Genomic DNA, 18,926 nt, shown 5'->3' with positions numbered 1-18,926 from the left:
ACCATGCATCGATCAAGATCGCGGGCTTGTTGAGACATCTAGATCAGGCCCCACCCGCCTTGGCATCGCCCGGCGGTAGGCCATGGCGTTTGCGCTCTTTGAGGGAGAACACATCGATATGAGCCATTGCTGGCGATCCGGCGATCAAATGGTCCGCTTCCGCATCTTTGAAAACCGTCGTGCCGGCCGACACGCGACAGCGATCACCCAGTGTCAGATCAGGGGTAATGGTGGCGTTCGGGCCAATGAACCCGGCCTCGCCCAGGGTAACGCCACCGGTAACGGTAGCCCCAGGCATCAGGCTGCAGAAGGCGCATAACCGGGCATCGTGGCCGACACCGGTAAAGGCATTCAGCAAGCAAAAATCACCGATTTGGCAATCACCAGCCGCCACGGCAAAGGGGGCAACGATGCTGCCCTTCCCTATCTTCGCAAAACCCGAGATATGGGCCCGTGGATCGACATAGCTAGCCCAATTAAATCCCTGCACCTCAGCACGACGGGTGATCAACTCTTTACCCATCGGATCACCAACAGCGAGCAAGACTGGCATCTGATCGTCATTAAAGCTGGAGAGATCAGCAACCGGCACGCCCAGAACCTGCTCCGGCGTGTCCGCGTCACGGTCAACCAAGAGGGCAACCGGGTTAAACAGGGATGTCNCGTGTAGATAGCCCAGCAGCTCTTTTGCAAAGCCACCGGCACCGACCAAAACCACATCCTGCATCACGCCACTCCTGATCGTTCTGGATTAAAGATCCAGCCCGCCATCCAGCGGATATGTCTTACCGCTGGCCAGGGGACTATCGATCAGAAACTTAATGGCCTCGGACACCTCTTCCGTCGTGGCGAACCGGCCTAGATTGCTACGGCTCTTCAGGTTGTCCATGATCTCGCCTGGGTATAGGTCCGCCATCGGGGTCTTGGTAATTGGCGGCCGGAAGCCACAAACCCGAATACCGTAGGGCGCCAACTCAATCGCTGCCGATCTGGTGAGCGCCTCAACCCCTGCCTTTGATGCGGCATAGGCTGCTTGGCCTGGCGCGCCAACCGCCGCGGGGGAGCTGACGGTTACAATCGCCCCTTTGCGCCGACCCATGATCATCGATTTGGCAAAGCACTGGATGGCATTGAAGGTGCCGGTGAGGTTCACATCCAGCGTGGTGCGCCATTGATCAATCGGATACATCGATAGGCCGCCGGGCTTAATGCCAGCCACCACCCCATCTTGCACACGGCCAGCAAGGCAGACCATCGCATCAGGGGTGCCCAGCTCATCAGCCAGCTTGGCATACTCCTCACCCAACGCCTCCGGATCACTAACATCTACGCAGGCTGAAGCATCAGCAGCAGGGTTTGGGTTCAGGTCAAGCGAGCCCACCACCCGGCCATCGGCCTTGAGTAAGTCAGTCAAGGCAGAGCCCAGACCACCCGCCGCGCCGGTAATGAAGGTGATTTTCTGCATCAGAGACAACGCCCCAGATTTGAGGCGCTCACAGCCTAGAAACTACCGAAACAAGGATAGAGAGTTTTACCCCGATTACCTAGTGGACAGGGATTAACGTCCGGTTTCTGGTGACCATGTGCGTTGAGCATACGTCACCCCAGCTTGCGTCGTGCGCACATGTCATTAGACGGCTAGCCCCACTTGTATGGCGGCCAGGGCGATGACAACCTGTATGGCGGGGCTGGAAACGATACGCTGACCGGTGGCGACGGGGCCGGTTCTTTGTCGTTACCTCGGACGATGTCTCACTAATGCTTCTCTAAGCAGTCCAATCAAACAGCAAAAGGCCCGGGCCGTCTCCAGCCCGGGCCTTTCAACGCCGGTTACGTAGGTGAGGACAAATCACGCACCGGCGATCTGGTTGGCGAGAGTGTTAGGATCAATGTCCTCAGCTTTGTCGCTTTGGTTGGCGTCACCACTCTTGCGGCTCAGCTTCTGCTCAACACCACGGACGATCACATAGAAGACCGGTGTAAACAGCAGGCCGAACAGGGTCACACCCAACATGCCAGAGAAGACCGAAGTGCCAAGCGCCTGTCGCATCTCAGCGCCAGCACCAGTGGCCAGCATCAGGGGCACAACGCCCAGGATGAAAGCCAGCGAGGTCATGATGATTGGGCGTAGCCGAGTTTGCGCGGCCTTAACCGCGGCATCCCAACGGTTGTGGCCCTCTTGCTCAGCTTGGCGGGCGAATTCAACGATCAGGATCGCATTCTTGGACGCCAGGCCAACCAGCACCACAAAGCCGATCTGCACCAGGATGTTGTTGTCAAAGCCCTGGAAATCGACACCGGTGATGGCGGATAACAGCACCATTGGCACGATCAGGATCACAGCAGCAGGCAGGGCCCAGCTCTCATACTGTGCCGCCAGCACCATGAAGACGAACAGGACGGCCAGCATGAAGACATAGATTGCTGTATCGCCAGTGTTCTTCTCTTGGAAGCTCAGCTCAGTCCACTCAAAGGAGATGCCCTCAGGTAGGATTTCGGCCGCCAAGGCCTCCATCTTATCAAGTGCTTCACCGGATGAGATGCCGGGCATTGCTTGGCCCTGGACAGCAGCCGCTGGGAACAGATTGTACCGTGGCTGACGCAGTGGACCCGTGGTGTCGTGGAAGGTGGCAACCGCACCCAATGGCACCATAGCGCCATCATCAGAACGGGTACGCAACCGGGCCACATCCTCCGCCGTTGCCCGGTATGGGGCATCGGCCTGTGCCGTCACCCGATAGGTGCGACCAGCGAGGTTGAAGTCGTTCACGTAAGCCGACCCCAGATAGACCTCGAGTGCTTCATTCACCCGGGCGACCGGGACGTTCAGCATCTCTGCCCGCTCGCGGTCAATCTCAGCCCAGACCCGTGGGGTACCGGTTGAATAAAGGCTGAATACGGCGACCAGATCGGGATCCGCATTGGCAGCGGCGGTGAGGCTGCGGGCGGCTTGCTCAAGGGCGACAGGGCCCAGCTCACCGGTATCCTGCAGCATCATCTTGAAGCCACCACCATTACCAATGCCGCGCACCGCTGGCGGTGCAATCACGAAGATTGCAGCATCGGTGATACCGGCCATCCGTTGGCGCGCTTCACCCAACACGGCCTCGCCGTTGTATCCAGCCTCGGCCCGCTCGTCGAACGGTGTGGTGGTGAAGAAGATGACACCCGTGTTGCTCTCGGTCGTGAAGGTGGCGCCATTGAAGCCTGAGAACACAGCCGCATTCTCAACACCCTCAATCTCGAGGATCTCACGGGTTGCCCGGCGCACCACCTCATCGGTCCGCTCAAGCGATGCACCTGGGGGCATCTGCACCACGGTGATGTAGTAGCCCTGGTCTTGATCAGGGATGAAGCCCATTGGCACTTTGCCGAACTGGTGTTCGGTCGCCAGGATCAGGCCACCATAGGCAACCAGCATTAGCAGTGGCACACGCACCAGCTTGCGGGTCACGGTGGCGTATTTGCCAGAGGCCCAGTCAAACGATGCATTGAACTTACCCAAGAACCAGATCACCGGACGCATCAGCAGCGATGGCTGCCGGTTAGCGTCATGGGGCTTCAGCAGCATAGCAGCCAAAGCTGGTGATAGGCTTAGTGACACCAAGAGCGAGATAGCCGTGGCAACCGTGATCGTCACCGCAAACTGGCGGTAGAACTGGCCTGAGATACCCTCAATCGCGGCGGTCGGGATGAAGACGGCGGCCAGCACCAATGCGGTTGCAACCAGAGCACCGGACACCTCTTTCATGGTGCGCTTGGCGGCATCCCGTGGGGCCAAACCATCACGGATATGCTTCTCAATCCCCTCGACCACGATGATCGCATCATCAACCACGATGCCCACAGCCAGAACCAGGCCGAACAGGGATAGATTGTTGATGGAGTAACCCATGGCGGCCATGACACCGAAGGTGCCAATCAGGCTAACTGGGATCGCCAAGATCGGCGTCACAGCAGCACGCCAGGTGCCAAGGAATAGCAGTACAACCGCGACCACCAACAACACAGCTTCCGCCATGGTGTGCACCACCGCATCAATGGAGGCGGAGATGAACTCAGTTGGGTTGTAGATCACGTCATAGGCCAGACCTTCTGGAAATTCCTCAGACAGGCCAGCGACGGTGGTTAGAACTTCCTCAGCCGTTGCCAGGGCATTACTGCCAGGGCGCTGGTTGATGACAATTGCCACTGCTGAATTCTCATTCAGATAGGCGCGCGTTGCGTAATTCTCGGCGCCCAACTCAACCCGGGCCACATCGCCGAGGCGAACAATCCGGCCATCATCACCACGCTTGATGATGATGCGCTCGAAGACCTCTGGATCGGCGATACGACCACTGGTTTGCAAGCTCAACTCAAACGCGGCGGCGTCTGGGGTTGGTTGTTGGTTCAGGACACCGGAGGCAACCTGGGCATTCTGGGCCCGGATGGCAGCCAGGACTTCACCTGGTGTCATCTCAAGGGCGGCCACTCGCTCAGGGTCCAGCCAGATACGCATGGCGTAGTCGCGGGCACCAAAGATCGTGATGCTGCCAACACCGCCGATACGTGACAGCTGATCGCTGACCCGCTGGGCGTTTTGGGTGATGAACAGATCATCGCGGCTGCCATCGGGCGAGAACATGTGCACGACAAGCAGCAGGTCAGGCGATGCCTTCTGTGTTGCGATGCCGAGGCGGCGGACTTCTTCCGGCAGCCGTGGTTCAGCAATGGCAACACGGTTCTGTACCAGCACTTGGGCCTGGTCCAGATCGGTGCCCAGCTCAAAGGTAACAGTGATCGTCAGATTGCCGTCGCCGGTCGCTTGTGAGGTCATGTAGATCATGCCCTCGACACCGTTGATTTGCTGTTCCAGCGGGGTGGCGACTGTTTCGGCAATCGTCTCAGCGCTGGCGCCTGGATATTGTGCACTAACCTGAATGGTGGGTGGTGCCACCTCAGGGTACTGCGCAATAGGCAGGGTAAAGTATGACAGGGCACCAATGATGGTGATGAAGGCCGAGATCACGATCGCGAAGATCGGCCGATCGATAAAGAATTGGGGCAGTTTCATGGTCTTGTCCTCACCTTGAAAGCCTTAGGGCAAATCTGATGGATAAAGCGCCGGCGGCGCTCGCGGGTTACCGCGAGGCCAGTTGAACCGGTGCTTCAATAGGGTCGATGGTGACTCCGTCACCGACCATGTGCAGGCCGGAGGTGACGATGCGCTCACCGGCGAAAAGGCCAGTTTCGATGATGCGTAGGCCCTGATGACGACCACCAAGGGTCACGACGCGGCGTGACACCGTGTTGTCGCCATCAACCACCCAAACAAACTTACGGGTCTGGTCAGAGCCGATGGCGTGATCGGGGATCAACACCAGATCGCTTGGCTGGCTGGCAGCAAGGCGCAGACGGCCGAACATGCCAGGCGTCAGCATGCCATCATCATTGTTCAGAACAGCCCGGCCACGAATGGTGCCGGTGCCCTGATCAAGACGGTTATCGATAAAGTCGATATGCCCGGCATGGGCGAACTCGGCTTCATCGATCAGCGTCACATCCACCGGGATGGTGGCGGCCATATCTCGCAACTTATCGGCGCCGGCGCCGCGAACATATTGCAGGAACTGCTGTTCGGTGGCGTCGAAGACGAAGTGGATGGGGTTGGTGGAAACGATGGTGGTGAGCGCTTGCGCGGCACTACCAGCGGCCACCAGATTACCGACGCTGATCGCATCATCAGAGATGCGGCCCGTCACCGGCGCATGGATTTGGGTGAAACCCAGATCGAGTGCCGCTTGCTCAACCGCTGCTTGAGCGGCTGCGAGGCTAGCAGAGGCGCTATCGGCCTCTTGCTGACGGGTGTCATAGACGGATTGGCTAACATGACCCTGACCGACGAGGCGACGCGCCCGTTCCAGCTCGGAACGTGCCAAGCGCTGGGCCGCGCGCGCTTCCGTCACGGCGGCTTCTGCCTGCTTAAGGGCTGCCTCAAATGGGCGGGGATCAATGGTGAAGAGCAGATCGCCCTGCTCAACCACATCGCCTGGGGTGAAATGGATCTCTTCGAGATAGCCTGATACCCGGGCGCGAATATCGACCTCATCCACGGCGTGGAAGCGGCCAGTATATTCATCCCACTGGGCAATCTCTTGGGTTTCCGCAGTGGCCACCTGAACCTGCGGCGCTTGCACTGCGGCGGTTGCCGGGGCCGATGCGTTGGCGGATGACCCAACCAGCGCTGACCAGTTAACCCGGTCAGCGGCGGTCATGGCAAAGCCGGCGATCAATGCGCCTACGGCCACGCCTGTGATTAACTGTGAACGGTTCTGCATTTAACTAACTCCTCGTGTCTCCATCGGCGGCGAACCCATGAGGGGTGGCCCGACGCCGTCTGGGCTTGGGGAGATAATTAAGGAGTTTATGGTTTAGAAAAAACGCCTATTAGTGGCTTATTTATTTCCATTAAGTGGATAATTAGGAGCATGTGTTCGATGCCAATTTTCCACGCTGGGCGGGTCAGCCGCTAAGAAATCCACCAAGGCGCGGATCCTGGGGGAGACCATCTGCCGGTTCAGATAGACCATATTGTAAGGGAAGTCAGTGATCCGCACGGTCTTCAGCACTTCCACTAACCGCCCTTCCTGCAGCAATGGCAGCGCCAAAAACGCTGGCAGTTGGGCAATACCAATGCCGCGTTCCACCGCCTGTACGGTCGCATCAACAGAGTTCACCACCAGCCGTGGTTTGAAGGTTTCGCGCCGGGTCTCACCATGGCAGTGAAAAATGAACGGGAAGAACCGGCCCGTGCTTTTGACGCGGTAATGGATGCAGCAATGCTGGGCGAGATCACTGATCACATCCGGCCGGCCGCGCCGCTCGATGTACCCCGGCGATGCACAGGTGAAGATGGTGTCGTCCATCAGTTTGCGGGCGATCAGGTTGCTGCTATCGGCGAGCGAGCCCAAGCGGACCGCGAGATCGACACCGTCAGCGGCCAAATCCACCTGCCGGTCATCAAAGTTCAGCTCAATCTCGACCTGATTGAACTTCTCCATGAAGGTCAGCACCCGCTCAGTCAGCCAAACGCGACCGAACACAGCAGGGGCGGATACGACAAGCTTGCCACGCGGTTCACTGGTGCTGTCCGCGATCTCGGTCGTCAGGCTGTCCATATCGTCCAGCAACTGGGACGCGCCCTCGAAGAACCGCTCCCCCTCAACCGTCAGCGATACCGACCGCGTGGTGCGGTGAAACAGCTTTACACCCAGCTCCTCCTCAAGCTTTTGAACGGCTTTTGAGGTCGCGGAGGTGGAGATACCAAGCCGCGCCGACGCCTCGGCAAAACTGCCGGCATTGGCGACTTGAACGAAGGTGGCGACGTTGGTGAGGCTGCGCATAATGCCCTAAGGCTTATCCCGGATTGGCCTTTCTGCGCAATTCAGGTCTCGCGCCTAGATATTGCACTGGTCAATCCGCGCCCGCTCACCGATATGTAGTGCCCCGCCTTCTGACGCCTGGAGTGAGCGCGATGTCCAACAGCACCCAATTCTACATCAATGGCCAATGGGTCGACCCGATCACCCCGAACCCGATGGAGGTGATTAACCCGGCGAATGAGCAGGCCTTTGCCACCATCTCCAGCGGTACGGCGGCGGATGTGGATCGTGCGGTTGCTGCGGCCGAGGCAGCTTTCCCAGCCTGGGGCCAAAGCAGCAAGGAAGAGCGCCTGGCGCTACTCGACAAGCTCGATGCGATCTATGAGCGCCGCAAGGATGAAATGGCCAAGGCAATCTCAACTGAGATGGGCGCACCAATCGACCTCGCAACCCGCGCGCAAACCGGGGTTGGCCAGGCGCATATCAAGTACTTCCGCAAAACCCTGGAGGCGTTCGAGTTTGAGTATCACCTGAATGGCGATACCAGGGCAGACATGATCATCCATGAACCGATTGGGGTTTGCGGCTTGATCACGCCTTGGAATTGGCCACTGAACCAGATCGCACTCAAGGTGATCGCTGCCCTCGCCGCCGGTAATTGCTGCGTGCTTAAGCCCTCCGAAGTCTCACCGATGAGCGCGCTACTGTTCGCGGAGATGATTGATGAGGCTGGCTTCCCAGCGGGTACGTTCAACCTGGTCAACGGCACCGGGCCCGAGGTTGGCGATGCCATGTCCCGCCATCCGAAGATCGACATGATGTCCTTTACTGGCTCCGCCGCCGCCGGTATCGCCGTTACCAAATCCTCCGCCGATACGGTGAAGCGCGTGGTGCTAGAGCTGGGCGGTAAAGGGGCGAATATCGTCTTCGCTGATAGCGACATTGAGAAATCTGTGAAGCGCGGTGCCATCCAGATGTTCAACAACACGGGCCAATCCTGTAACGCGCCAAGCCGCATGCTGGTTGAGCGCAGCGTTTATGAGGATGCGGTTCAGGTCGCCGCTGAGGCTGCGCGCAGCACGACCGTGGGAGACCCGGCGGAAAGTGGCCGTCATATCGGCCCCCTCGTCTCTGCCCAGCAATTTGAACGGGTGCAGGACATGATCCAGAGCGGGATCGATGAAGGCGCCCGTTTGGTAGAGGGCGGCGTTGGTCGCCCTGAGGGATTTAATCGCGGCTACTTTGCCCGACCCACCGTCTTCGCTGATGTCACCCATGACATGCGGATCGGCCGGGAGGAGATCTTTGGCCCCGTTCTCTCCATGATGCCATTTGATGATGAGGCCCATGCGATTGAGATCGCCAACGATACCACCTACGGCCTGACCAACTATGTCCAGACCAGCGATATGGAGAAAGCACAGCGCATTGCCCGGGCCATGCGCGCCGGCATGGTGTCAATCAATGGCTCATTCCGCGCCATGGACAGCCCGTTTGGCGGTATGCGCCAATCTGGTAATGGCCGCGAGGGTGGCAAATGGGGCCTAGAGGAATTCCTGGAAGTGAAGGCCATCAGCGGCTGGAGTTGATCAGACCCCAGCTGATGGTTACCGTCTGGCCCAGCAAACTTTTAATCGGAACCTTACAACCAATGAGCCTACGATCCCTTGCGCTAGCGCTGAGTATCCTTTGTGCGGCCTTTATCGTTTCGCCCAGTGCTGGCCTGGCCCAGGACACCGCCTCTGAGCAGCAGCTTCAGCAGCTGCAGGACATGATCAACAATCCCGAGTTCCAGAGCCAACTTCGCGATGTTGAGCAGCTACTGAAAGAGCAGGGCCTACCGGTGCCACCAGAGCTGCAATCAGGCTTTTTGGATGGCATGGCGGCCTATAACCAATGCCTAAGCAATGGCCTGGGCCCCAACTGGATGTCGTCAATGATGCAGACCATGCGCCCTTATATGGAGCATGTGCAGGGCTTGTGTCAGCAAGGGCGCCAGCAAGCCGCCGCCGCCTTCGTTAATGATGAACGGAATGCTGAACGCCTATTCTCTGCAAGTGAACTTAGGGTTCTTGAGCAGTGCGAGGCGCAGTTCCCAGACCAAGCCATGCTGAACACAGGCGCGAGCGAACCAGTGACCGCCGCCGAGATCTGCTCAGATTTCTAACTCAGCCCCCAGGGTGGATATCAATGGCCCCGCCATTGACACCGGCTTTTCAAACCGCCTCTATACGTCCTGAGTTATGGCCTTGGGTTGATTGCCCAACCCGGCCTCAAGTGAGTTGAAGACAAGCGCCATGCCAAGCGACCAAACTGAAGCGCCCGCGGGCCCAACCCCTGAGCAGATTGCCGAGGCGGAAAAGAAGTTTCTGACCGCTGATGGTCGTCGCCAAGCTGCGGACGAGCTGACATCCCTTCTGACCAGTGTTGGGGTGGACGCAGGCCAGGCCCAAAGCACGGTTGAAGGGGATGCGGGTAGCAACTCACCCAAGAAGCATGCCGCCGCCCATACCGGCCGGTTCTTCTTAGAAACCGCGCTTCGCCGCGACGTTGCGGGCCTAACCCAGATGGTCAGCCTGCCTTTCCGATTTGAGGATGAGGTCCTGACCTATCTAGAGGCGATCAAAGCCGGATGGTTCGATGCCCTAGCTAAAGAGGGTGAGCCACTGGCCAAGGCACCCGCTTATTCCCTGGCCTATCAGGTCATTGCCACCGTCGATGAGTTTAAGGCTCTCGACCCGGCGTCAAGCGCCCAACTTGACGGGCTAGAGCTGACCAAGGATGATTTTGTCGTCGGCTCAATCCTCGTCTCCGGCACCATGGCCGAGGCGCTAAACTACGTTTTGCGGTGGAATAGTGGCTCAATCAAAGTGGCGGCAATCTGGACTTAATCGGGCCATGACCCCCGTCAAGACACGTCGCCTCTCAGTTTTGGTTGCCACGCTCGCCAGTGCGCCGCTTTTGGTTGCCCATGCGCAGGCACCCTCGGTTCCGCTGAACTCCCCACCCTCTTTGGATCTGAACCGTATGATCCAATCTCTGGAGAGTGAGCAATCGGCAGCTGAAAGCGAAGCCGCACCAGCACCCGCCCCCGTTGCGGCACCAAGCCTGCCAGCAACCTTAGAGCCAATTGCTCCACAAGCCCCCGCACCGGCAGCGCCTGAGCTTCCGGCCCAGCTTGGTGATTTTGAGGCGCCACCACCACCCCCGCCTGTTGAGCCTGGCGAACGACAGCTGATCGGCCCCGGTATCGCCGTCGGCCCCAATGGGCTGCCGAGCCCAGAAATGCTCCTTGGACTAGCGGGAGAGGGCGAGCTGCCGAGCGATCTGGAGTTCCTAGCCCGGCTTTTCGGTGAGGATCTGGGCTTTGCTACCTCATCCCCCACCCTGCTCGCCCAGTCCATGGCGGTGACGTTTGTTGATTATCTTTACCGCTCTGACCGACCACGGCTTCGGGCCATGGTTGGGGCGCCGTTTTATGCCGATGAGTTCCCGCTGGAAAATATTGATGAGCTAAACCGCATTTTTGGCGAACCAGCACCAATTAGCGGCCCACCAAACGAGGTCATCCCAGAGCGTGTCGATGATCGCTTAGTGGGCATTTCCACCATGCGGATCTCTGAGTTACGCACCAGCGAGTTCTATATCGGTGATCGGGGTGCCGATCTTATCGGCCTGGAGGAAGATGACTTCTTCGTCCATATCGTTTTTGAGCGAAACGGCTTCTTTGCGCCGATGATTGTCTATGTCCGACAACTTGAAGAAGGCTTCGAGATCGCCGGCTTCTACGACTAGGTGGGCCGGTGTTTAAGCCGGTGCTAGTGCCGCACCAGCGCCAGGTGCGAAGGGGTTGCTGGAAAACAGATGCTTGCGTCGTTCGCTTAAGTTCTCAGAAACCCCTGCCCCCCAAGACGGCACCGTCATCCAGCCCTGACCATCAGGATTGTCCATCACGGCGCGGGTTAGGCGCCAAGCAATCGCGTTGGGTCCAAGTGGCAGCACTGAGTAATCGGTGATCGCAGCCGTGCGCATCCGCTTAATCTGGTCGAGCGTGGGCGCGGTTCCGATCACACTTACCGGGATCCTCCAACGCAACAGGTAAGGCGTCAGCACCTCCAGGATACGACCAACATCAGCCATGGTGCGGGGGGAGAAGATTGTCAGGATATGGCAATCATGATCGCGCAACAGCCGCTCAACTTCTTCAATATCGGCCGTGTGGTTGGCATCAATCCGGCTAGATCCATCGATCACCGCCTTGGACAAACTAAGGTTCTCGTAGTTCGGGACATAGACCGCGGCTCGGATCATCTGCCTCAACCCTCAATGGCAATTATAATCTTAACTGCTTGAACACATCAAAAAACCATGCCTAGGCAGCAACTAATAAAGAGGGTCGCGATTTAGTTAATGAAATACAAATAAATCTTTTTATCTGTTATTTTCGCAAAACTTTTATCTATTTATTGTCGATTTATTGGATCGCTTTCAGATTAAGGCCACGGGCCAGTTTGCGGTTTTTGGACCGGTGATAGGTGCCCACAGCCACTGCATAGCGGCCAGCATAAAATCACCTGTGATCCCCCCTTGCCAAAGGAGGGCGGCTTAGCTAGGTTCCCGTTCGCTCGAGCATGGGTTGAACAAACCGATTGCCCGGGTTGGCTGCGCCGCCTCTCCCCATTGCATCCATGATGCAAATTTAGCGACGCGCCAAAGCGCCCGTAGCTCAACTGGATAGAGCACCTGACTACGGATCAGGAGGTTGGGGGTTCGAATCCTCCCGGGCGCGCCATTTCTTTTTCGAATAACTAGACACGTTCCGCCAGCTGTCCGGCAGTTAGGCGGTGAGACCGTTTGCGCTCAACGTTACGGTGTCGCCGTCTTTGAAGTCTGCTAGCTCGCCTGGCGTCATTGCGATAACTGGCTTGCCGGCCATTCTGAAGGCGATGGCCAGATGACTGGTTACGCGACCATTGACGATCACCGCACCGGCCACATCATCCAGATACCCGTACAGATCGGTTCGCTCTGTTCTGATGATGACGATGGCGCCTGTTAGGGCCGACCGGTCCAGCTTTGTATCGCGGCCAAGGTTGAGGACCTTGCCGGCCACCGGCTCATTGATCGTGGAGAGAACTTTGGGCCCTTCAGGCTGCTGNCCGTTGGGGCATCCCTCCGTCTGGCAAGAGAATTTGGGGCAGCTTAGCTGCCAGCCATAGGCTGTATCTGGGATCTGGAACTGTGCTGCCTGCTGGCCCGCTTTGGCATGCCAGCCCGCCAACCGCTGAAGCTCGTGGGAGGAGTGAAGATCAGCGCTTAAAACCGCTGTCAGGGGTAGATCGAAAACCGCATCACCCAAACCCAACCGCGCACCAATTTCTAGGAAGGCACGGCGCAGCAACGCGTAGTCCCTGGCCAAGAGGTCGTGAAGGTCCTGCTTAACGTCACTGAAGGTTAAGGGGCGGATCGGTGGTGGCAGGCTATCAATCGCATCCTTGATATCCTTAGGGCACTCGCTGGTTACCCACTCCCCAAATCGGGGGCAGGACACATCAAGATCGATGGAACCACGATGACCAAAATACTTTGCCAACGACCTTGGGTCATCCAAGCCTGACACGGCAGCCAGATGATCAGCGGTGAGCGCCCCCTCATAACCCGGCTGATAGGGCAATACAGTCTCAGCATAGCGGGAGGTTAGGCGATCCCATTGCCAGATCAATGGCATGGTCTCCTCCTTCACCGCGGACAGAACATCAACCACCAGATGCTGCAGGTTGACGAGCGAGAGGTAGGAGAAGTTCGTCGCGGTCAGGCGCTCTTGCTGGGTTTGGCGACGGTCAAACAAGGCATCCAGCTTCATCACCAACTGGCGATGGAACAAGACAGGCCAAGGAAGCCTAGGCACCCGCGCCCACAAAGGCACCCGCTGCCATAGGCGACCATGGCTGTAGGTGATAGCTGGGCCACTGGACGCGACCACCACATCTGCTGGCAGCGTTCTGGCATTGGGCAGTAGCTGATCAAGATCACGCCGTGACCAGTTGGACAAGCGAGGCACGCCACGCTGGGTGCCGAGGGCGTAAGCAGTATCCGCATCGAAGAGGTTCACCTCCTCCATCGGGCGGACCTGAACCAACCATGGTTTGCGCTGGTCACGCACCCATTCGAGCATCACGGTTGTGCTGAACTCATGCTCAAGTGCTAGTGCCCATCGGCGCAGCTGGAACAACAGCTCAAACCGGCTTGGATGATGCTCAAACGCCCAGGCAATGAAGGCGAAGAAACCCCGGGGCAACTTCCATGAATGCTGCGCTGGCTGACCATCATGACCATCAGCGGCATCGTAGAGGACGTCGACCAAGATACGGTCTGGATCATCTGGTGACCTGGACAAGACATGGCCTGACTGCAGCTGATTAAGTGCTGGCTGGACCAAAAGGTTGCGCGGGGTGTCACGCGTCACCTGGGTGAAGGGTTCAATGGTGACCAGTCCAGACAGGTCGGCAACCTGGCTTTCATAGCGACCCGGTTCGCTGCCCAACGCGTCCTCATTCGGCATGGCTGATCGGAAGATTGCCCGCCTAGGTGATAGATCGCCCAAGGCCTGGGCCGTCTGTGAGCCGGAAAAAGCAGCGAGCTTGTTGTCTGGCAGACGGAATAACAGGCCCGACAACACCGAGCCCGGAAACAGCCGCGCCGCATGAAACAGGTTATCGATCTTATGAATGCCGGTCTGCGTCTCCTCGCCAGGTGCCAACGCACTGACACTGCCATTCTCGAGGACCATTGGCGCAGGCCGGGGGCCAACACGATGCAGAATAGCCTTAATACGGCTGGGGCCTAGTCCCGCCAAACCAATCCCTAGAATGAAGGCACAGAATGCGGCGGGGACCGACTTCAGTACGAGCCAGAGTATGCCGGCGGCGAGAACCCAAGCGACCAGATGCTTCAGACGACCACCATCATCCCGCATCAACAACTGAACCCCGATGGCGATAGAGGCCAGAACCGATAAAAGCCAATAGGGCTTAACCGGGCTGATCGCGGCATCGGGTAGGCCGGCGGCCACCGTGCCAGAGGTGCTGAGATAGTTGAGGAAGACCAACCCCATAATCAAAGTAACCAGCAGCCGGAGGACCAGCTCCGGCAAGGCAATAGCTTTGGGGTCGAGAGACCAACCGCGTAGGTATCGCAACCTGACGGCAAGGCAATTCAAGGCCATGGCAAACAGGAAACCAAACACCACGGACATGACCAGCATGGCCCGAGGATGATTGGGCTGCAGTATGGCGTCGAACAACGCGTGGCAGGATGCTTCAACCTGCGCCCCACCACGCAGATAGNGGGCGATGCCATCGGTCAGGGCAAACAGCTCAAACTTGAGTACGGCGAAGAGTAGATCAAGCGGCCAGATCCCGGACGGGTTGGCAAAGCTCTCAACCTCATCCAACAAGGATGGTGGGATGGCGGCAGTTGCGGTTGTGGTGCCGAGCCAATTACCGCCGGCCTGGCTAATCTCATATCCAATGCGACGAAGCTGGAAGCCATCAAGCTGGGCATAGGCACTACCGAGATAGCGCCGGGTTAGATCAAGCGCCGCCAAGCGTTGGGCCAGTTCACCCTCACTCAGCTCCAGCACCGGAATATGGATTGTTTGCGGGAGCCGGAGTTTGTCACGGCTATAAGCTTCGGTACTGCGACTATCGATTAGCCAGGTTGCTTCGTTGCCGATGACCTCACGAACCGTGTCCCGCCAGCCGAGCACCGTATCGCGATTACGATAGTTTGGGATGTTCAGCTGCGCGGCCTGCAGAGAATACCTGGCGCTATATCGGACATCGATGTCGAGCGTGTTGGCCAGGGCAGCGATCGCCTCGGTCTGGGCGCTATCATATCCAGTGATGAGCATGGCTTGAGAGCGCCAAGCCGCCACCCGATCTGGATCCATCGCTGCCAACACAAACTCGGCTAGTGTCATGCGATTGGCACCATAAAGGTAACCACTATCGTAGAACTCGAAGGGCTTACGGCTATCGATGACGGTAAGCTGATCGCGGACCTCTAAAGCCCTAGCTACAAGTCCAGGGCTAGCTTGTGGGGCGGCTGGCAAGTCCCGCGCCCAAGCTACCAGGGCATCCTCCCCCCCAATGATGAAATGCAGATCCTGATCATGCCCACCCGCCATAACGGCGAGGCGCCCAGCCAGAAAACCACTCTTATCGATCAGTAGGGTCCGACCCTCATCTTGGTTATGGATCGCCAACACTTCCGCAAGCATGGCATCCAAATCAATCGCCTGTCCGTCGGCTGGAAACTGGATTACCGACGCATGGGTTTCAGGCCATCTGGGGATCGCCTCCGGTGCCGGTGCGAAAAGGATTGCTCGATATTCATTGCTGCCCAACCACGCCGTCAGGCCGTCAGGGTGGATGCCGTTGGGGTGAACAGCCTGGCCGGCTTCGTCCAAGGCGAAAAACACGGCGGAGGTATCGACCACATGTGGTGGCTTACGATTGAGGACCACATCCTCGTGATGGCTTAACTCACTGGCGAGCTGAAGGGCCAGAACGGTCAAGGCAGCGACCAGCACACACGCAAAGATGGGCTTGGACCTACGGCTTTGAGGTGCGGAGCCAAGGCGGCGGAGGCGTCGCCCATAAACCGCACCGGCCGTGACGGTGGAGGCGGTCGTCAGGCCGATCAGGCCATTGATTGACCCGAGCGCAGCGGTCGCAGATTGCACATGGGCAAGCAGCTGCCACCACACCTCAGGTGCGGGAAAAGCGAGTGCGTTACTGACTGGCAGAGTAAAGGCGAGGAGGAGGCCTAACGCACTCCCCAGAAGCAGTTTTAAGCATGGTGCTAGAAACGCCAAACGGCCGATATCGAGCAATATGAACTCCAGATAAAAATTCTCTAAACCTACTGAAAATTAACTCAAATAATTCGTCGACATACAATGACGAATTGCCCCAGCGCCGCAGAAAAAGCTGACCGGTATACGCAGCTACCGATCCTTGCAGATGCTGAGGCAGTACCGATCCAGACAGCCAACATACCGATCGGTGTTGTGCTGGTTGCACTAAACGCTAAGGTGCGCGCCATGAGTAAGAACGCACTGGGCTTTTCTGCCCGATCTTTCACCCTGCTGACTGAGCTTGCCGCGAATAACAATCGTGAATGGTATCTGCCGCACAAGGTAGAGATCGGCGAGCACCTGCTCGACCCCTTTATCGCGATGCTGGGCAGCATCTCGTTTCAGCTGCAGGCCCGGGACATGCCGTTCCAAGGCGGTAAGAAGACGATGTTCCGGATGAACCGCGATACCCGGTTCTCAAAAGACAAGACACCCTACCGCACCAATATCGCTGGCCTGTTAAGCCCCAGCGGCACCCGTGATGATGCGGAGCCGTTCATCTATCTGCAGATTGATCGGACCGGCGGGTTCGTCGCCGCTGGCCGCTACAACCTTACGGCCAAGGCGCTGGCGCCCATCCGCAACCGGATCGTCGAGCATGAAGATCGGTTTGCCCGGATGGAGGAAAGCCTGGCCAAGGCTGGCCTCGCCCTCGACTACTCCATGTCCCTATCCTCAATGCCACGTGGCTATGCCGAGCATGCTGATCATCGCTTTGCCAAGGCGATCAAGCTGACCAGCCTGATTACCCGCCGGGATATTCCGAAGGCTGATTGGAAGTCGGGCAAGGTCATCGATGAGGCGGTTGAATTTGGCATGGCCGTGCGCCCACTGATCGATTTCCTCTCAGGCCTTAGCCGCGCGGATTAGTGTTGAGAGGTTTGGTCGCCGCTAGCCATCATTGACGATGGCCTGTCGAAACAGCCCCTGCTAGCTGAAGCCCAACCAGGCTGGACTAGGAGATGACAAAGGTTCGGCCTTTGAGCCAAGTGACGGCCTCTTTTGGCGAAAGAATAGGGCAACCTACGCGCCGATATTGCGCGCACAATTCTTCAACGCTGTTCACGCGATAAACATCTGTGTTCTCCAAAGCCTCCGCGGTTTCCCGGTTGCTGTCGGCATCCAATTCTTCGTCTGTAAGATTGGGGCTTTTGATAAAGGCGAGGCCCTTACCGCTGATATTCACGACAACCATTTTGAGGGTTGGGAAGTTCACCTTTATCGCCGTTAAGGCGCGGTAGACATCACCGGTCCAGGCACTTGAGTCTGTGCAGTCGCGCCCGGCAATATCAATGTCAGTTGGCAATACGTCATCCAGGATCACCAGCGAACCTTTTGCACTGATCCGAGCGGTGTTCACAAAGTCCCGATATGCAAACTCGGCGAGATGCATTCCGTCGATCAACGACATGTCCGCGCCTTTGCCGTTAAAGAGGGCTCGGGCATCATAGTCGTTAAAGAACTGATCACTCGTCATGGCAAAGAGACACACTCTCGCCTGCATCGGCTCTTGAATATCGACCACTGGATCAACGCCGATCGCCGCATGCTTAGCAAAGCACATGCTCTGTCCGGTTCTGACGCCAATTTCAAAGTACCGCTTTGGTGATCTAGTCTCGTGGAGATGCTTCAGAAAACTGCGGTAGTCCATTGGCTATCCATGGATCAGTAAGACAACGCTGACAGGCTTGTTTGCTACCGCTTCGAGGCATAGGGAGCAACACCTAGTCCGCAGATGACGCCTGCTACGCCTGTCGGTGAAGTAGAGCTAACCGCCGGCGGAGATGGCCGATTGGACGTCAGGAAAAGTAATCGACCAGGCCGTTGAGTTCGGCCTGGCCGTGCACCCGCTGATCGATTTTCTATCTGGCCTCAGCCGGGCGGATTAAGCGCGAGTTAGGCGTTAAGCTCGCCTTTACTAGGCATTACCCATCGTCTTCATGATATCCAAGATGGTGACGGCACCATCTTGGTTCACATCAAGCGTTGGGGTCTTGGCGCCATAGAGCGTCATGGCGATGTTTTGCATGGTGATCGCCGGGTCACCTGACCCAGCCGATTGCACCACGCTCAGGATGCTTGGCATGTCCGGTTTTGCACTGTTCATCACCACATCTTGGACGGTGATCTCACCATCGCCATTAGCATCTAACGGGGCATCTGACGGGGCTGTCGATGACTGGTTCAACATCCAGGCCATGCTGTTCATCGTCTCCACCGGTTCACCTGCAGAGATTGATGCAACCACATTCTTGATATCAGCATAGGCAGCCTCATCGCCCGCTTGAGGCGCTGGCTGGGCATTCTGCGCAACCTGGCTGTTCTTAACGATATCAAGAATGTTCACGATGCTATCGCCATTAGCATCGATAGCGCCATCATCTGGGTTGTTCAGCACCATCATCGCCATGCTTAAACCCGGTGCAGGGTCGACCGTCTTCATGGTCTTCACCACATCCGTGATATCTGCCGGTTTGTCAGCGCCAGGCCCTAAGCTGCCTAGTTTAGGAGTGCCCGTTCTTGGGTCTGTTGGAAATGCGTCGGCCCTTGCCCGTTCTGGCTTTTCCGTTACCGGGGTTGGTGGACGTTGGTGGTTAAGTAGTCGGTTCTCTAGCCGTAAATTGCCCGAAATGGGTTCCATG

The 18,926-nt window shown here is 57.7% G+C and carries 15 protein-coding genes and 1 tRNA gene; 7 read left to right on the top strand and 9 right to left on the bottom strand.

Features of this window, described 5'->3' with window-relative positions:
- Positions 1–43 precede the first annotated feature (43 nt).
- Both KI792_12445 and KI792_12440 read right to left on the bottom strand, forming a co-directional pair.
- The gene (locus KI792_12445; GenBank protein ID MBV6633826.1) at positions 44–727 is read right to left on the bottom strand and encodes a hypothetical protein; all 684 of its coding nucleotides are present in this window, start codon (positions 725–727) and stop codon (positions 44–46) included.
- Between the two features lie 24 nt (positions 728–751).
- Positions 752–1,465, bottom strand: a complete 714-nt coding sequence (locus tag KI792_12440) for an SDR family oxidoreductase (GenBank protein MBV6633825.1) — start codon at positions 1,463–1,465, stop codon at positions 752–754.
- Positions 1,466–1,648: 183 nt separating this feature from the next.
- On the opposite strand from KI792_12440, the gene KI792_12435 reads away from it, so the two are divergent.
- On the top strand, positions 1,649–1,759 hold the full coding sequence (locus KI792_12435) for a hypothetical protein (GenBank protein ID MBV6633824.1): 111 nt from the start codon (positions 1,649–1,651) through the stop codon (positions 1,757–1,759).
- Between the two features lie 90 nt (positions 1,760–1,849).
- Here the strand turns inward: KI792_12435 and KI792_12430 are convergent, their stop codons facing one another.
- From KI792_12430 to KI792_12420, 3 genes are all read right to left on the bottom strand, one after another.
- A complete protein-coding gene (locus KI792_12430; GenBank protein ID MBV6633823.1) occupies positions 1,850–5,056 on the bottom strand; it encodes a multidrug efflux RND transporter permease subunit in 3,207 nt (1,068 codons plus the stop codon).
- A 67-nt stretch (positions 5,057–5,123) separates the two neighbouring features.
- Positions 5,124–6,320, bottom strand: a complete 1,197-nt coding sequence (locus KI792_12425; GenBank protein ID MBV6633822.1) for an efflux RND transporter periplasmic adaptor subunit — start codon at positions 6,318–6,320, stop codon at positions 5,124–5,126.
- A 117-nt stretch (positions 6,321–6,437) separates the two neighbouring features.
- Positions 6,438–7,385: a LysR family transcriptional regulator gene (locus KI792_12420; protein ID MBV6633821.1), complete on the bottom strand. Its 948-nt coding sequence runs from the start codon at positions 7,383–7,385 to the stop codon at positions 6,438–6,440.
- Positions 7,386–7,516: 131 nt separating this feature from the next.
- On the opposite strand from KI792_12420, the gene KI792_12415 reads away from it, so the two are divergent.
- The 4 genes from KI792_12415 to KI792_12400 all read left to right on the top strand — a co-directional run bounded on the left by KI792_12415 (position 7,517) and on the right by KI792_12400 (position 11,159).
- Positions 7,517–8,953: an aldehyde dehydrogenase family protein gene (locus tag KI792_12415; protein ID MBV6633820.1), complete on the top strand. Its 1,437-nt coding sequence runs from the start codon at positions 7,517–7,519 to the stop codon at positions 8,951–8,953.
- 62 nt (positions 8,954–9,015) lie between these two features.
- Positions 9,016–9,531: a hypothetical protein gene (locus KI792_12410; GenBank protein MBV6633819.1), complete on the top strand. Its 516-nt coding sequence runs from the start codon at positions 9,016–9,018 to the stop codon at positions 9,529–9,531.
- A gap of 130 nt (positions 9,532–9,661) precedes the next feature.
- Positions 9,662–10,255 carry a hypothetical protein gene (locus KI792_12405; protein ID MBV6633818.1) on the top strand — a complete coding sequence of 198 codons (594 nt, stop codon included), beginning with the start codon at positions 9,662–9,664 and terminating at the stop codon, positions 10,253–10,255.
- Between the two features lie 7 nt (positions 10,256–10,262).
- The gene (locus tag KI792_12400; GenBank protein MBV6633817.1) at positions 10,263–11,159 is read left to right on the top strand and encodes a hypothetical protein; all 897 of its coding nucleotides are present in this window, start codon (positions 10,263–10,265) and stop codon (positions 11,157–11,159) included.
- A gap of 12 nt (positions 11,160–11,171) precedes the next feature.
- Here KI792_12400 and KI792_12395 read toward each other — a convergent pair whose 3' ends face one another.
- Positions 11,172–11,675 (bottom strand): hypothetical protein, encoded by a 504-nt coding sequence (locus KI792_12395; GenBank protein MBV6633816.1) that lies wholly within the window; start codon positions 11,673–11,675, stop codon positions 11,172–11,174.
- A 404-nt stretch (positions 11,676–12,079) separates the two neighbouring features.
- Between KI792_12395 and KI792_12390 the strand changes: the two genes are divergently transcribed.
- A tRNA-Arg gene (locus tag KI792_12390) sits at positions 12,080–12,156 on the top strand.
- Between the two features lie 45 nt (positions 12,157–12,201).
- On the opposite strand, the gene KI792_12385 is transcribed toward KI792_12390, so the two are convergent.
- Positions 12,202–16,260: a hypothetical protein gene (locus tag KI792_12385; GenBank protein MBV6633815.1), complete on the bottom strand. Its 4,059-nt coding sequence runs from the start codon at positions 16,258–16,260 to the stop codon at positions 12,202–12,204.
- Positions 16,261–16,470: 210 nt separating this feature from the next.
- On the opposite strand from KI792_12385, the gene KI792_12380 reads away from it, so the two are divergent.
- Complete coding sequence (locus KI792_12380; protein ID MBV6633814.1) at positions 16,471–17,154, top strand: DUF2461 domain-containing protein; 684 nt, start codon at positions 16,471–16,473, stop codon at positions 17,152–17,154.
- Between the two features lie 85 nt (positions 17,155–17,239).
- Here the strand turns inward: KI792_12380 and KI792_12375 are convergent, their stop codons facing one another.
- Together KI792_12375 and KI792_12370 are read right to left on the bottom strand one after the other, a co-directional pair.
- The gene (locus KI792_12375; GenBank protein MBV6633813.1) at positions 17,240–17,935 is read right to left on the bottom strand and encodes a class I SAM-dependent methyltransferase; all 696 of its coding nucleotides are present in this window, start codon (positions 17,933–17,935) and stop codon (positions 17,240–17,242) included.
- A 267-nt stretch (positions 17,936–18,202) separates the two neighbouring features.
- Complete coding sequence (locus KI792_12370; protein MBV6633812.1) at positions 18,203–18,925, bottom strand: hypothetical protein; 723 nt, start codon at positions 18,923–18,925, stop codon at positions 18,203–18,205.
- Position 18,926 lies beyond the last annotated feature (1 nt).

It is taken from the genome of Alphaproteobacteria bacterium SS10 (assembly GCA_019192455.1).
Taxonomy (GTDB): Bacteria; Pseudomonadota; Alphaproteobacteria; order TMED2; family TMED2; genus TMED2.
This window is presented reverse-complemented; position numbering and strand designations above follow the sequence as displayed.